Raw genomic sequence first — 14666 nt, forward strand, 5'->3', positions numbered from 1 at the left:
CGCCAACCGCACGGTCGACCGCCTGGCCGACATCGTCGGCCAGATCCGCACCGGCAGCGACGCGATCAACTCGGCCGCGTCCGAGATCGCCGCCGGCAACGACGACCTCTCGCGCCGCACCGAACAGCAGGCCGCCTCGCTCGAGGAGACCGCCTCGTCGATGGAGGAACTCACCTCCACCGTGCGCCAGAACGCCGACAACGCCCGCCAGGCCAACCAGCTCGCCATCGGCGCAGTGGACGTGGCCTCGCAGGGCGGCGAGGTGGTCGGCAAGGTCGTCCAGACCATGTCCGCGATCTCCGAGTCGTCCAACCGCATCGCCGACATCATCGGGGTGATCGACGGCATCGCCTTCCAGACCAACATCCTGGCGCTCAACGCCGCGGTCGAAGCCGCGCGTGCGGGCGAGCAGGGCCGCGGCTTCGCGGTCGTGGCCGCGGAAGTGCGGTCGCTGGCCCAGCGTTCGGCCGGCGCGGCCAAGGAGATCAAGACCCTGATCACCGATTCGGCAGACAAGGTCCGCCACGGCAACGACCTGGTCGACCAGGCCGGCCGCACCATGGGCGAGATCGTGACCAGCGTGAAGCGCGTCACCGACATCATCGCCGACATCTCGGCCGCCTCGCAGGAGCAGAGCGCGGGCATCGAGCAGGTCAACCAGGCCATCACCCAGATGGACGAGAGCACCCAGCAGAACGCGGCACTGGTGGAAGAAGCCACCGCGGCGGCGCGCAGCATGGAGCAGCAGGCCGGGCAGCTGGTGCAGACGGTCGCGGTGTTCTCGGCGCAGGGCGCGTCGCGCGGCACGCCGGCGAAGGGCCGTGGCGCCGCGCCTGGCGCCGCAGGTCAGGCAGGCGCCACGCGTCGCGTTGCCGTCCGGCAACCGTCCGAGACCGCCGAAGCCCTGGTCTGACCGTCGACGACCCACCCCCTCCACACCCCTCTTCCGCATCGCGTCCGGACTCGAACCTCTCATGCTTTCCCCCCTCACCGACCGCGCCGCCACACGTCCGTGGGCGCCCGCCGCCTCCGTGGAGCCCGGCACTCCGGCAGACGATCAGCCGCATGCGCAACCGCCCGATCCCGAGCGCGATGCCGGATTCGCCGCCGTCCTCGCCCTGGCTGCCGATCTGCTCGGCTGCCCGTACACGATGTTGTGGGTGGCGGACGGTACGCAGCTGCGTCTGGCCGCCGCCCGGGGTGTGCCCCTGACACCGGTCACCGCCAGCACCCGGCTGGGTTCGACCGTGGATGCCGCGACCCCGTTCGCGGTGGTCGCGGACGCCCGCACGGATCCGCGCCTGCACGACGACGTCCTCGTCGCCGGCCCCGCCGCCCTGCGCTTCTTCGTCGCGACCGCGTTGCTCGGCCCCACCGGCGAACTGCTCGGCGTGCTGGCGGCCGGCGATCGGCGTCGACACGACGAGCCCGCCGAGGCGAGCGTGGCCCGGCTCCGGTCGCTGGCGACACTGGCCGCGCGCCTGTTCGGCGGCAGCGTCCTGGCCCGTTGCCGCCAGGTGGCCGAAGCCGGCTTCAGCGCAATCGTGGTCGCCGACGAACGGGGGACGACACTCTTCGCCAATGCGGCCGCGCGCGACCTGCTCGGTCCCGGCGCGGCCACCGGGCAGCCGCTCGACCTGCTGGTCCCCGCGTCGCTGCAGATCGACCCCGACGCGGTGACGCACTGGCTGTACGGCGCGACCGGAACCCCCGAGGGCAAGGTGCCCAGTGCGCGCGAGCTGAGGATCCGCGATGCGTTCGGCGAACTGCGCACGGTGGAGGCGGTCCGCTGCGACTGGCACGACGGCAACGCCCGCGGTATCGCCCTGGTCCTGCGCGACATCACCGACAGCGGCGCCGCGTGGCGCGAGCCGCGCGCGGGCCGGCGCGACGCCCTGACCGGCCTGCCGAACCGCGAAGCCCTGTTCGCGACCATCGATTCGCTGCGCGGCCATGGCGCCCGGCTCGGCGTGGCGCTGCTGGGGCTGGACAATTTCCGCGCCGTCAACGAAACCCTCGGCCACGTCGTCGGCGACACCGTCCTGCAGGTGGTGGCGTGCCGGCTGATGGCCTGGCTTCCCGCCGACGCCCATCTCGCGCGTTTCGGCAGCGACGAGTTCGCGATCGTGTTTCCCGCGGGGGCCGATGGCGACGACTTCGAGCCGCGCCTGCAGGCCCTGCTGCGCGAGGTGGCGCGGCCTTGCGAGATCGAACACCAGCGCGTCCATGTCGAGGCCTGTATCGGCCTGGCGTTCGACGAGGCCGGGGACCCGGCCGCGACCGCGTACGACGAGTGCGACAGCAGCGGCCTGCTCGCGCTCGCCGCACTCGCCCTGCGCCACGCCAAGCGCGGCGGCACCATGCAGCTGTGCCGGTTCTCGCCGTCGATGCGCGCCGAGGCGGTCGACCGCAGGCACCTGGACCTGGAGCTGCGCCGCGCGTTCCGCGACAACGAGTTCGAGCTGCACTACCAGCCGCAGATCGACCTCGCCAGCGGCCTGCCCTCTGGCGCCGAAGCGCTGCTGCGCTGGCGGCATCCCGAGCGCGGCCTGCTGATGCCGGTGGCCTTCATCGACGCCCTGGCGCGCAGCGCCATCGCCCCGGCCGTCGGCACCTGGATCCTGCAGCAGGCCTGTCGCGACGCCGCCGGCTGGCCGGTCCTGCAAGGTCGCCGGCTGAAGGTCGGGGTCAACCTGTTCCCGGCGCAGTTCAACGACGAGGCACTGGTCGACAAGGTCGACGCCGCGCTCGCCGCCAGCGGCCTGCCCGCCGCCCAACTCGAGATCGAGTTGACGGAAACGATCGCGTTACGCGACGACGGCGTCGCCGAGAAGACGCTGCTGCAGCTGCGCAAGCGCGGCATCCGCGTGTCCTACGACGACTTCGGCACCGGGCACGCCTCGCTGTCGATGCTGCACCGACTGCCCGTCGACCGGGTCAAGATCGACCGCTCGTTCGTCCGCGACCTGGTCGGAAGCCGTGGCGACAAGGCCATCGTCCGCTCGATCACGCTGATCGCCAGGAACTTCGACATGCAGGTGATCGCCGAGGGCGTGGAGACGGCCGACCAGGTCGCGCTCCTGCGCGAGTTCGGCTGCCACGAGGTGCAGGGCTTCCTGTACTCCAGGGCGCTCGCACCGCAGGTGTTCGAACACTGGCTGGCCGCACAGACCGCGCCGTCGGGCACGGTGGCGGCGTTGCCTCCACCGGAGCCGGACCATGGCTGAGCTTCTCCGCGACGCTCGCGCACGCACCGTGGAAGACCGCGCGTTCGCCTTCGACGACCGCGATTTCCGTCGCGTCTGCCGCATGATCCACGAGCGCGCCGGCATCAACCTGGGACTGCACAAGCGCGACATGGTCTACAGCCGGCTCGTGCGGCGGCTGCGCGCTCGCGGCATCGAGCGCTTCAGCGACTACCTGGACATGGTCGACAGCGACGGCGGCGACGAGGCCCAGCATTTCGTCAACGCGCTGACCACCAACCTGACCTCGTTCTTCCGCGAGGCGCACCACTTTCCGCTGCTGGCCGCGCAGCTGCGGGAGGCGCATCGCGGCGGCCCGCCGCTGCAGGTCTGGTGCTGCGCCGCCTCGACCGGCGAGGAGCCCTACTCGCTCGCGATCACCGCGTGCGAGGCCTTCGACACCCTGACCCCGCCGGTCCGGATCCTGGCGACCGACATCGACACCGCGGTGCTGCAGTCGGCGGCGCGCGGCGTGTATCCGCTCGAACGCATCGATGCGCTCGAAGCGGCGCGCAAGCGGCGCTTCTTCCAGCGCGGCAGCGGCGCCAACGCCGGTCTGTGCCGGGTCCGGCCGGAACTGCGGGCCCTGATCGAGTTCCGCCCGCTGAACCTGCTCGACCCCGACTACGGCCTCAAGCGCGGCGCATACACCGCCGTGTTCTGCCGCAACGTGATGATCTACTTCGACAAGCCGACCCAGTACGGCGTGCTGCAGCGCATGGCGCCGTTGCTGGCGGACGACGGGCGCCTGTACGCTGGCCATTCGGAGAGCTTCAACCACGCCGCCGACCTGATCTCGCCATGCGGACGCACCGTCTACCGGGCGGCGACCCGGGCCGGTGCGGGATGAGCGCCTCCGTCGCTACCGCGCCCGCCGGCGGCTACTTCGATGCGGCGCTGCAGTCGCAGGCGATCCGCCTGCTGCCGGCCGACTACCTGGTGACCGACCAGCCGGTGGCGCTGGTGACGCTGCTCGGTTCCTGCGTCGCGGCCTGCCTCTACGACCCGGCGCTGGGCCTGGGCGGCATGAACCACTTCATGCTCCCCGGTGGGCAGACCAACGACGCGTCCTGCGCGCGCTACGGCGCCAACGCCATGGAGCTGCTGATCAACGACCTGCTCAAGCGCGGGGCGAAGCGGCAGCGCCTGCAGGCGAAGGTGTTCGGTGGCGGCAACGTGCTCAGCGGCTTCCACAGCGATCCGATCGGCACCCGCAACGCCAGCTTCGTGCTCGACTACCTGGCCGCGGAGAAGATCCCGGTGCTGGCGAAGGATCTGGGCGACAACCAGGCGCGCAAGGTCGGCTTTTTCGTGCAGACCGGGCGCAGCTTCGTCAAGCGCCTGCCGGCCACCCGCGACGAGGTGGTCGACGCCGAGCGCGCGCTCTACGGCCGACTCGCCCGCGCCCCCGCGGCCGGCACCGTGGAGCTGTTCTGACATGGGCGCCCGGCCGGTCCGCGTGCTCATCGTCGACGACTCGGCGCTGGTGCGCGCGTTGATGTCGGAACTGCTCGGCGTCGATCCCGGCATCGAGGTGGTCGGCACGGCGGCCGACCCTTTCATCGCCCGCGACAAGATCAAGCAGCTCTCGCCCGACGTGCTGACCCTGGACGTGGAAATGCCGCGCATGGACGGGCTGACGTTCCTGCGCAACCTGATGCGGCTGCGGCCGATGCCGGTGCTGATGGTCTCGTCGCTGACCGAGGCCGGCGCCCAGGTGACGCTCGACGCCCTGGCGCTGGGCGCGGTGGATTTCATCGCCAAGCCCAAGATCGATGTCGCCCGCGGACTCGTCGAGTACGGCACGGTCCTCGTGGAGAAGGTGAAGCACGCGGCGAAGGCGCGCGTCGCGCGCATCGCGCCGCCCGCCGCTTCCGGCTACGACGGCCCCGTCGCCTACCGCACCACCGACCGCCTGCTGGCGATCGGCGCGTCCACCGGCGGCACCGAGGCGATCCGCGAGGTGCTGGCGCAGATGCCGGCCGATGCGCCGGCCACGGTGATCGTGCAGCACATCCCGGCCGCCTTCAGCGGACCGTTCGCCGAACGGCTCGACCGCCACAGCCGGATGACCGTCGCCGAGGCAGTCGACCAGCAGCCGCTGCTGGCGGGGCACGCCTACGTCGCGCCCGGCGGCCGCCACCTGCGCGTGGTCCGCAGCGGCGCCCGCTGGATCTGCCGCCTTGGCGACGACGACCCGGTCCGACGGCACCGGCCCAGCGTCGACGTGCTGTTCCAGTCGGTGGCCGCGCACGCGGGGCGCAACGCCAGCGCAGCGCTGCTCACCGGCATGGGCGACGACGGCGCCGCCGGCCTGATGGCCCTGCGCCGCGCCGGCGCCCGCACCATCGCCCAGGACGAGGCCACCAGCGTGGTCTGGGGCATGCCCGGCGCCGCGGTCGGGATCGGCGCCGCCGACGAGGTGCTGCCGCTGGAGCAGGTGGCGCACCGGCTGCTCGCCGTGCCGGGCGACCGCTAAAGCAAGCCCCTGCACGGCCGTTACCTAGGCCGAACGCATCAACGCTACTTATTACGGGACCGACATGGATTCGCGCGTACTGATTCGCTTGGCAGCGCCGCTGGCGCTCACCCTTGTCCTGGTCCTGGCCCAGGCGCTGGAACTGGCTCCGGCGGTGCGCTGGGGCGCGCTGGCGGCCATGACCCTGGCCTGGCTGGGCTTCGCCTGGACGGTGTTGCGCCCCTCGGCCGGCGATACCGCGCTGCTGGGCGAGCAGGGCCGGCTGCTGGAGGAACTGCGCAGCTTCATCGGCGCCGAGGTCCAGGGCTCGCGCGACGAGATCGAACGCACCCGTGAGCTGATCCGCGAGTCGGTCGCCAAGCTCGGCGGCAGCTTCGAGGCGGTCAACCGCAAGTCGCGCCAGCAGAGCGAGGTCGCCTCGCGCATCATCGACCGCCGCAGCGACGGCGACGGCAGCGGCTCGGACGTGCACCGCTTCGCGCTGCAGGCCAGCCAGCAGATGGAGCAGCTGGTCGAGGCGCTGGAGGCCGTCAGCGGCCAGAGCGGCACCACCGTGACCCACATCGACGCGATGGCCGAACACCTGGACGGCATCTTCTCGCTGCTCGAGGACGTCAAGTCGATCGCCGACCAGACCAACCTGCTCGCGCTCAACGCCGCGATCGAGGCCGCGCGTGCCGGCGAAGCCGGTCGCGGCTTCGCCGTGGTCGCCGACGAGGTGCGCAACCTGTCCGAGCGCTCGACCGCCTTCAACGAGCAGATCCGCAAGCTCGCGCACAGTTCCAAGGATTCGATCGCGCGAGTTCGCGACACCGTCAGCACGATGGCCTCGCGCGACCTCGACCGCAGCCGGGTGGCCCGTGCCGAGGCCGCGGCGATGCTCGAGCGCGTCGACGGCATCAACCGCAACCTGGGCACCGGCATGCGCGAGATCGCCGAGTGCAGCAAGTCGATCGACGGTTCGGTCGCCGAGGCAGTGCGTTCGCTGCAGTTCGAGGACATCGCCACCCAGGCGCTGGGCGCGGCCAACGTGCACCTCGACCGCCTCGGCGCGATCAACCGCGAGGCCACGGTGCTGCAGGACCTGCTGCACCGCAGCGGCGGGCAGGCCAGCGTGGAGCTGCGCCGGGCGCTGTCGCAGATCAGCCAGCGGATCGCGCAGATGCGCGGCGAATGGGAGCGCCCGCCGCACAAGCCGGTGACCCAGCAGTCGATGGATGCCGGCAGCGTCGAGCTGTTCTGATCCGCCCGACGGCACCGAAGTTGCAGTCGCCCCGCCCGGGCCGGTAGCTTGGCCGGCATGCCCGCCACCGCGACAGCACCCTCGACCCGACCAGGCTGGGCGCTGCTCGGCGAATTCACCCGCCTGCTGCTGCTGGCGGTCGTGCTGCCGGTGCTGGTGCTCGCCGGGGTGCTGCTGTGGCAAGCATCGATGTCGGTGCGCGATCAGAGCGCGACCCGGCTCGCGGCCGCCGCAACCTCCGGTGCGCAGGAGCTCGAGGGTTTCCTGCAGGTGCACCTCGCCGCGATGCAGGTCCTCGCGGATCGCCGCAACGGCGAGGGCAGCGTCGCCGACGTCGCGCGCTGGGACGCGGACCTGGGGCGGATCCATGGCCATTATCCTGCCTTCTCCACCCTGCTGGTCACCGATGCCAGCGGCGTGATCGTGACCAGCGAACCGGCGCTTCCGGAAGCCGCGCGACCCATGTCGGTCGCCGACCGCGAGTATTTCCAGGCCCCGCGCGACAGCGGTCGCGGCCACGTCTCCGATGCGTTCCGGGGCCGCGGTCTCGGCACCGACGCGCTGGTCGCGGTGTCGGTGCCGCTGCTGGTGGATGGGCGCTTCGCCGGGGTGCTGGAAGGCTCGATCCGGGTCGATTCGTTGGTGCTGCGACGCGGCGGGCTGGCGGAACACGGTTTCGAGCTGCTGCTGCTCGACCGCGCACTGAACGTGGTCCAGGCGAGCGCAGGGATCCCGCACCGTCCGCTCGACAGCCTGAGCGCCTCGGCGCCGGATCGCGACCTGGCCCGGCTCGCGCGCGGGGGCAGCGGCATGCAGCGGCTGCGCGGGGTGCTGCGCGACGGCGGCGACGCGTTCGCGCTCGCCGTGCCGCTGGAGAACGGCTGGCGGCTGCTGCTGCTGCAACCGCGCGACGTGCTGGAGGCCGAACTGCGGCGCACGGGGCTGGCGCTGGTCGCGCTGCTGGCGCTGGTGTTCGCCGGCGTGCTCGTGCTGGTGGGGTCGAAGATGCGCCGCCTCGGCGGCAGCGTCCGCAGCATGCTCGAGCGCATGCAGCAGTTCGCGCTCGACGACGGCTCCACCCAGATCGTGCCGGCCAACATGCCGCAGGAACTGCTGCCGGTCGCCGATGCGATGAACGCGCTGGCCGCACGCGCGCGCGCCTCCTATGCCGAGGTCAACCTCAGCCTGCAGGAGCAGCGCCGGCTGCGCGAGGAGCTGCAGGCGATGGCGCAACGGCTGCTGACGGTGCAGGAGGACGAGCGCCGCACGCTGTCGCGCGAACTGCACGACGACATCGGCCAGTCGATCACCGCGATCAAGCTCGCCGCGACCTCGCTGACCGACGATGCGCTCGCGGCCGACGCGCAGATCCGGCGCGAGATCCTCGACGAGGTGATCGCGATCGCCGACCAGACCGTGCTCAAGCTGCGCAACCTGTCGCTGCTGCTGCGGCCGCCGCAGCTCGATTCGCTCGGCCTGGAGGCGGCGTTGCGCGGGCAGGTCTCGCAGCTGACGCGCAATACCCGGCTCGCGATCCGGCTGGAGGTCGCACCCATCGAAGGGCGTCTTCCGGCCGCGGTCGAACTGGCGTGCTTCCGCATCGCGCAGGAAGCGCTGACCAATGTCGCGCGCCACGCGCACGCGACGAACGTGGAGGTGGAGGTCGAAATCGAGGACACCGACCGGGGAGAGGTCCTGGTGCTGTGCGTGTCCGACGACGGTCGTGGCGTCGACCCCGACCGCCCCGGCGGGCTGGGGCTGCTGACCATGCGCGAACGCGCGACCCAACTCGGCGGCAGCGTCACGATCGCCCCCCGCGCAGGCGGCGGGACCGTGGTTCGCGCGATGCTGCCGATGCCGACGGAAATTTGACGACGACGCTGCGCGCGACCGCTTCGAACCCCTGAAACGTGCGCGTCGTGGAAGAACGCGAAGCGCGCGCTACGGCCGGTGGCAGCGGCGCGGTATCTTACCCATCCAGTGGATCCTGAAGGGGGAACGCCGTGCAGATCGTGGTAGTGGGGGGCGACGTCGGCCCTGTCGCGGACGTCGGACGCGAGCTGGCCGAACACGGCCTCGAATGGCGCCTGCAGCACGTGACCGGACCCGACGACGTACCTGCAGCCGATGGCGACGCTGCCCCCGACGTGCTGGTGTGCGCCTCGCGGGTCGGCGCCAGCGACGGCCTGGCGGTCCTCGCCGGCCTGCGCAAGCGTCATCCGGACGCGATCCGCATCCTGCTGGTGGAGGCGGGGGGCGAGCGCGACGTCCTCGAGGCGCTCACGACCAGCCACCGGATCCTGACCGAGCCGCTCGATGCCCTGGCGCTGATCGAGGCGGTGGAAAGCGTGATGGAACTGCGCACCCTGCTCGACGACCCTGGCTTGAAGCAGGCGATCGAGCGCGTCGGCACGTTGCCGGCGGCGCCCCGCCAGTACCTTGCGCTGACGGCGCTGCTGCGCGACCCCGACAGCACCGCGGGACGGATCGCCGAGGTGGTCGCGCAGGATCCGACCGTCGCCGCGCGGGTGCTGCGGCTGTCGAATTCGGCCTACTACTCGGGTGGACGCGAGATCACCGACCTGCGCTCGGCGGTCACGCGCCTGGGCCACAACACGCTGCGCCAGCTCGTGCTCGCCAGCGAGGTGTTCTCCGCCGGCCCGGAAGCCGACGTGCTGCGCGATCGCGCGCTACGGATCTCGCAACTGGCCGGCAAGCTGCTGGCCGGGACCAGCGCCGACCTCGCGTCCACCGCCGGCCTGCTGGCCGAGGTCGGGCTGCTGCTGCCGCCTTCGGTGGGCGTCGACGCCTCCCAGGCCACGCCGTACAGCGTCACCGGCGCCTACCTGCTGGGGCTGTGGGGCCTGCCCGCCCCGATCGTCGAAGCGGTGGCCTTCCACGACCGGCCGGCACGCATCCGCGGCAGCTTCTGGGTGACCGGGGCGGTGCACGTGGCCGCGGCCCTGGTCAACGGTCGCGAGGTCGACGAGGCCTACCTGCGTTCGGTCGGCCAGCTCGATCGCCTGCCGCGCTGGCGCGCGATGGCGGAGGCGGCCGCCGAAGCCGCCGGCTGAGACCGGTTGCCGACGCCGATGTTGCACGCCTGTGCGCGCGGACCCATGGTGAGGCGGCCTTGCGGCGGGTCGTGCCGCGCTGCCGGCGCCGCCGGCAGGACCAGGGAAACCCGGCCGGCAGGATTGCGATGACGGACACCACCGGCAAGCGCGACGCGTTCCGGACGATGCACGAAACGGGCTTTTTCCTCCTGCCCAATGCCTGGGACCGCGGCAGCGCCGTGCGCCTGGCCGCCGCCGGCTTCCGCGCCATCGCATCGACCAGCGCCGGCGCGGCGTGGGCCGCGGGCCGGCAGGACGGCGAGCTGGGCCTGGAGGAGATCCTCGACCACCTGCGCATGCTGGCGGAAGCCGTGCCGCTGCCGGTCAATGCCGACTTCGAGAACGGATTCGCCGATGACCCGGAAGGCGTCGCGCGCAACGTGGCGCGCGCGGTCGGCACCGGCATCGCCGCGCTCTCGATCGAGGACTGGTCGGGGGGCGCGATGTACGAAACGCCACATGCGGTCGAACGCCTGCAGGCCGCCCGCGCCGCGATCGACGCCATCGACCCGCGGGTCATGCTGGTCGGCCGCAACGAGAACTTCCGGGTGCCGGGCATGACTGCGGCGGCCAGCATCGCGCGCGCAGTCGCCTATGCGCAGGCCGGTGCCGACTGCCTGTTCGTGCCGTTCCTGCGCGACGCCGGCGCCGTGGCGGAGCTGGTGGCAGCGGTGGCACCGAAGCCGGTGAACGTGGTCGTCCACGACTACGACGCAGGCATCCTCGAACTGGTCGCGCTCGGTGTCCGCCGTTGCAGCGTCGGCGGCAGCCTGGCCCGACGCGCGTGGACGGCGGTCGACGATGCCGCGCAGATCCTGCGCCGCTACGAAACCCGCGCTGTCGCCTGACCCGCGCGGCGCGAAACGCTAGCCCAGCAGCCACAGCCGCAGCAGCCAGGCCACCAGGCCGACGCTCGCCAGGCCGCCGAGCCACAGCGCGACGAACCAGGCGAGCCGCTTCCACAGCGGCCCGGGTGGCGTATCCGAGGGCCGGTGCATCAGTGGTACCCCTCGTGCCCGACCTTGCCGCGGAACACCCAGTACGCCCAGCCGGTGTAGGCCAGGATCACCGGGATCAGCACCACCGCGCCGACCAGCATGAAGCCCAGGCTGGCATCGGGCGCGGCCGCGTCCCAGATCGTCAGCGCGCGCGGCACCACGTACGGGAACATGCTGATGCACAGGCCGAGGAAGGTGAGCAGAAACAGGCCCAGGGTCAGCAGGAACGGCGCCAGCTCGCGCCGCCGGCGCAGCGCGCGCCAGAACCCATAGCCCAGGATCGCGGTCAGCAGCGGCACCTGCGCGGTCAGCAGCACCACCGGGTACTGGGTCCAGCGGCGGTGGTAGTCGTATTCCAGCCCGAGCGTGGCCAGGCTCACCGCGACGATGCCGGCCAGCAGTCCCAGCCCCAGCCGCGGCGCCAGCCGGAACGCATGCGCCTGGGCCACGCCCTCGGTCTTCCAGATCAGCCAGGTCGCGCCCAGCAGCGCGTAGCCGACCACAACGCTGGCGCCGGTGAGCAGCGAGAACGGCGTCAGCCAGTCGAGCCAGCCGCCGGCATAGGCGCGCTCGTCCACCGCGATGCCCTGCAGCAGCGCGCCGAGGATCACGCCCTGCGAGAACGCGGCGACGGTCGATCCGACGGTGAAGGCCAGGTCCCACCCCGCCCGGTGCGCGGGGTCGCGCCAGCGCGCCTCGAACGCCACGCCGCGGAACACCAGCCCCAGCAGCATCGCGATGATCGGCGGATACAGCGCGGTCAGCACCACCCCGTACGCCAGCGGAAACGCCGCCATCAGCCCGCCGCCGCCGAGCACCAGCCAGGTCTCGTTGCCGTCCCACACCGGCGCGATCGAGTTGATCGCCTGGTCGCGCTCGCGGCCCACGGGGAACACCGGGAACAGGATGCCGATGCCGAGGTCGAAGCCGTCCATCACCACGTAGGCGAAGACCGCGAACAGAATCAGCAGCGCCCAGGCGACGGTGAGGTCGAAGACCATGGCTCAGTCCTTGTCGGCGATCTGCATCGCCGGTCCGGGGATGATGCCGGCGCTGCGGATCGGGCCCTCGTCGCCGTCGGGCGCAGGCTCCTGCGCCTGCACGCCCTTGGCCATCAACTTCAGGATGTACCAGGCGCCGAAGCCGAACACGACGAAGTACACCACCACGAACGCCACCAGCGAGGCGCCCACCGCCGGGGCGTCCAGCGGCGAGGCGCTCTGCGCGGTGGTCATCAGGTTGTAGACGGTGAACGGCTGGCGGCCGACCTCGGTGGTGACCCAGCCGGCCAGCACCGCGACGAAACCCGCGGGCGCCATCGCCAGCGCCGCGCGATGCAGCGCAGGCGAATCGAACAGGCGCCGCCGCATTCGCGCCCACAGGCTCCAGGCACCGAGCGTCAGCATCGCCATGCCGAGCCCCACCATGATCCGGAACGACCAGAACACGATCGGCACCGGCGGCTGCAGCGCTTGGTCGATGGTGTCGAGTCCGTCCAGCGGCGCGTCCAGGTCGTGCTTGAGGATCAGCGAGGACAGCTTCGGGATCTCGACAGCGTAGTCGACACGGCGCTCGTCCGGATTCGGCAACCCGAACAGGATCAGCGGCGCGCCCTCGGGATGGCTGTCGTAGTGGCCTTCCATCGCCATCACCTTGGCCGGCTGGTATTCGAGCGTGTTGAGCCCGTGCAGGTCGCCCACCACGATCTGCAGCGGCGCCACCAGCGCGGCCATCCACATCGCCATCGAGAACATCTTGCGCGCACCGGCGATCGAAGGCGGAAGCGCCGGGTCCTCGCCGGGCACGTCCGCGGCGGCCTCGGCGGCCTTCGCCCGCGCCTGCGCACGCCGGTGGCGCAACAGGTGCCAGGCGCCGACGCCGCCGACCGCCAGCGCCGTGGTCAGGTAGGCGCCGATGACGGTGTGCACCAGCCGGTACGGGAAGCTGGGATTGAAGATGATGTCGAGCCAGCTGCCGGCAGGCACGAACTGCCCCACTTCGTTGATCTCGAAGCCGGTCGGCGTGTGCATCCAGCTGTTGGCGCTCAGGATCCAGAACGCGGAGATGAAGGTGCCCAGCGCCACCATCAGCGTGGCCATGAAGTGCAGGCGCGGGCCGACGCGGTTCATGCCGAACAGCATCACCCCGAGGAAGCCTGCCTCCAGGAAGAACGCGGTCATCACCTCGTAGGCCATCAGCGGGCCGATGATCGGCCCGGCGCGGTCGGAGAACACCGCCCAGTTGGTGCCGAACTGGTAGGACATCACGATGCCCGAGACCACGCCCATCGCGAAGGTCACCGCGAAGATCTTCACCCAGAACCGGAACAGGTCGAGGTAGACCTGCTCGCGCGTCTTCAGCCACAGCCCTTCCAGCACCGCGAGATAGCTCGCCAGCCCGATCGAGAACGCGGGGAAGATGAAGTGGAAGCTGACCGTGAACGCGAACTGGATCCGCGCCAGGAGCACGGCGTCAACGTCGGCGAACATGGAAGCCACGGTCGCGCGATTGCCGGGGATGCGCCCACCGCGCCGCTTGCGCCGTCGCGGAGCCGGGTCGCCGGGCAATCGCCGTTGCGGCGAGAATCAGGGGCGGCGATGGTGGCAGGCGCGTGGCTGGCATGTGCTCGGTGCGGGTCGATGCATGCGCGGCGGTACCGCGATTGCGGCAGGAGGCGAACGACATGCGGCCGCGGACACGGTGTGCGATGCGTGCCGGCCGCGTGGTGAAAGATGATACGCCCCGGGCGGCGGCACGCATCACGACACTTTGACCTAGGGCCTGTTAACACTATCGTAGTGATTCGACGATCAATGCGAAGTGGATGAAGCCAGCGAACATGATGTCGAGCTTGTCGAAGCGGCTGAAGATGCGGCGGAAGCCTTTGAGCCGCCGGAAGAGTCGCTCGATCTCGTTTCTTCTTCGATAGATCTCGGTGTTGTAGCGCCAGGGGCTTGTTCGCAGTGGGTGCGGCGGCACGACCGGCTCAAAACCCAGGTCCAAGGCCAGTTGGCGTGTTTCATTGCCCTCGTAAGCACGATCCATGACGAGATGGCAGCCAGCCGGGGGTGTTGGCAACGTGCGCAGCAGGTCGCGGCCGGCTGGTGCATCGCCGGCTTGGCCGGGAGACAGTGAGAAGGCTAAGGCGCAGCGGGAATCCGCGGCAGCCATATGAATTTTGGTGGTCCAACCGCCGCGGGATCGGCCGATGGACTGCGGACCGTTTTTTTTCGCGCGCCGGTGCCATCGGGATGCACTTTCACGATCGTGCTGTCCAGGCTGATCGCCTCAAGCCGGATGCGCACCAGTTGCGCGGCCTGCATCCGCTCGAACACCCGGTCCAGCACACCGGCCTTGGCCCAGCGATTCATCCGGGTATAGATCGTGTGCCAGTTGCCGAAACGCTTGGGCAAGGCGCGCCATTTGCAGCCGTTCTCGGCGACAAACAGGATCGCGTTGAGCACGTGGAGGTTGCTCACCGCCACGTTGCCCCGTTGGCGGGGGAGGCAGTCTTCGATGATGGCGAATTGCGCAGGCGTCAGTTCCATGCGCATAAGTCTAGCAAATAGTGTTAACAGGCTCTAG

At 71.0% G+C, this 14666-nt stretch carries 13 protein-coding genes; 9 read left to right on the forward strand and 4 right to left on the reverse strand.

What is annotated here, in order from left to right:
• The 9 genes from JMO03_RS06730 to JMO03_RS06770 all read left to right on the forward strand — a co-directional run.
• Nucleotides 1-913, forward strand: a 913-nt coding sequence (locus JMO03_RS06730) for a methyl-accepting chemotaxis protein (protein ID WP_238345971.1), incomplete at its 5' end; no start/stop codon positions are given.
• Between the two features lie 61 nt (nt 914-974).
• Nucleotides 975-3227: a putative bifunctional diguanylate cyclase/phosphodiesterase gene (locus JMO03_RS06735; protein WP_202841831.1), complete on the forward strand. Its 2253-nt coding sequence runs from the start codon at nt 975-977 to the stop codon at nt 3225-3227.
• Nucleotides 3220-4095 (forward strand): CheR family methyltransferase, encoded by an 876-nt coding sequence (locus JMO03_RS06740; protein ID WP_202841833.1) that lies wholly within the window; start codon nt 3220-3222, stop codon nt 4093-4095. Before JMO03_RS06735 ends, JMO03_RS06740 begins: the two co-directional genes overlap by 8 nt.
• Complete coding sequence (cheD, locus tag JMO03_RS06745) at nt 4092-4682, forward strand: chemoreceptor glutamine deamidase CheD (protein ID WP_202841835.1); 591 nt, start codon at nt 4092-4094, stop codon at nt 4680-4682. Before JMO03_RS06740 ends, cheD begins: the two co-directional genes overlap by 4 nt.
• 1 nt (nt 4683) lies before the next feature.
• Nucleotides 4684-5724, forward strand: coding sequence for a protein-glutamate methylesterase/protein-glutamine glutaminase (locus tag JMO03_RS06750; protein WP_202841837.1), 1041 nt, complete (start codon nt 4684-4686; stop codon nt 5722-5724).
• Between the two features lie 64 nt (nt 5725-5788).
• Complete coding sequence (locus JMO03_RS06755) at nt 5789-6967, forward strand: methyl-accepting chemotaxis protein (protein ID WP_202841838.1); 1179 nt, start codon at nt 5789-5791, stop codon at nt 6965-6967.
• Nucleotides 6968-7024: 57 nt separating this feature from the next.
• A complete protein-coding gene (locus JMO03_RS06760; protein ID WP_202841839.1) occupies nt 7025-8839 on the forward strand; it encodes an ATP-binding protein in 1815 nt (604 codons plus the stop codon).
• A gap of 131 nt (nt 8840-8970) precedes the next feature.
• The gene (locus JMO03_RS06765; RefSeq protein ID WP_202841840.1) at nt 8971-10041 is read left to right on the forward strand and encodes an HDOD domain-containing protein; all 1071 of its coding nucleotides are present in this window, start codon (nt 8971-8973) and stop codon (nt 10039-10041) included.
• Nucleotides 10042-10169: 128 nt separating this feature from the next.
• Nucleotides 10170-10931, forward strand: coding sequence for an isocitrate lyase/PEP mutase family protein (locus tag JMO03_RS06770; RefSeq protein WP_202841841.1), 762 nt, complete (start codon nt 10170-10172; stop codon nt 10929-10931).
• Nucleotides 10932-10949: 18 nt separating this feature from the next.
• On the opposite strand, the gene JMO03_RS06775 is transcribed toward JMO03_RS06770, so the two are convergent.
• From JMO03_RS06775 to JMO03_RS06790, 4 genes are all read right to left on the reverse strand, one after another.
• Nucleotides 10950-11081 (reverse strand): DUF2474 domain-containing protein, encoded by a 132-nt coding sequence (locus tag JMO03_RS06775; protein ID WP_202841842.1) that lies wholly within the window; start codon nt 11079-11081, stop codon nt 10950-10952.
• Nucleotides 11081-12082 (reverse strand): cytochrome d ubiquinol oxidase subunit II, encoded by a 1002-nt coding sequence (cydB, locus tag JMO03_RS06780; protein ID WP_202841843.1) that lies wholly within the window; start codon nt 12080-12082, stop codon nt 11081-11083. Before cydB ends, JMO03_RS06775 begins: the two co-directional genes overlap by 1 nt.
• Before the next feature lie 3 nt (nt 12083-12085).
• A complete protein-coding gene (locus JMO03_RS06785; protein ID WP_202841845.1) occupies nt 12086-13570 on the reverse strand; it encodes a cytochrome ubiquinol oxidase subunit I in 1485 nt (494 codons plus the stop codon).
• Nucleotides 13571-13871: 301 nt separating this feature from the next.
• A protein-coding gene (locus JMO03_RS06790; RefSeq protein ID WP_202840579.1) for an IS5 family transposase occupies nt 13872-14629 on the reverse strand; the annotation gives its coding sequence in 2 pieces (ribosomal slippage) (nt 13872-14314 and nt 14314-14629; 759 coding nt in all).
• Nucleotides 14630-14666 lie beyond the last annotated feature (37 nt).

The sequence above is a fragment of the Luteimonas saliphila genome (assembly GCF_016774335.1).
In the GTDB taxonomy this organism is placed as follows: domain Bacteria; phylum Pseudomonadota; class Gammaproteobacteria; order Xanthomonadales; family Xanthomonadaceae; genus Luteimonas; species Luteimonas saliphila.

Excerpts from the sequence above, each read along its gene's own strand:
- JMO03_RS06735 (WP_202841831.1), top strand. The coding sequence starts at position 975 with ATGCTTTCCCCCCTCACCGACCGCGCCGCCACACGTCCGTGGGCGCCC.
- JMO03_RS06740 (WP_202841833.1), top strand. The coding sequence starts at position 3,220 with ATGGCTGAGCTTCTCCGCGACGCTCGCGCACGCACCGTGGAAGACCGC.
- cheD (WP_202841835.1), top strand. The coding sequence starts at position 4,092 with ATGAGCGCCTCCGTCGCTACCGCGCCCGCCGGCGGCTACTTCGATGCG.
- JMO03_RS06750 (WP_202841837.1), top strand. The coding sequence starts at position 4,684 with ATGGGCGCCCGGCCGGTCCGCGTGCTCATCGTCGACGACTCGGCGCTG.
- JMO03_RS06755 (WP_202841838.1), top strand. The coding sequence starts at position 5,789 with ATGGATTCGCGCGTACTGATTCGCTTGGCAGCGCCGCTGGCGCTCACC.
- JMO03_RS06760 (WP_202841839.1), top strand. The coding sequence starts at position 7,025 with ATGCCCGCCACCGCGACAGCACCCTCGACCCGACCAGGCTGGGCGCTG.
- JMO03_RS06770 (WP_202841841.1), top strand. The coding sequence starts at position 10,170 with ATGACGGACACCACCGGCAAGCGCGACGCGTTCCGGACGATGCACGAA.
- JMO03_RS06775 (WP_202841842.1), bottom strand. The coding sequence starts at position 11,081 with ATGCACCGGCCCTCGGATACGCCACCCGGGCCGCTGTGGAAGCGGCTC.
- cydB (WP_202841843.1), bottom strand. The coding sequence starts at position 12,082 with ATGGTCTTCGACCTCACCGTCGCCTGGGCGCTGCTGATTCTGTTCGCG.
- JMO03_RS06785 (WP_202841845.1), bottom strand. The coding sequence starts at position 13,570 with ATGTTCGCCGACGTTGACGCCGTGCTCCTGGCGCGGATCCAGTTCGCG.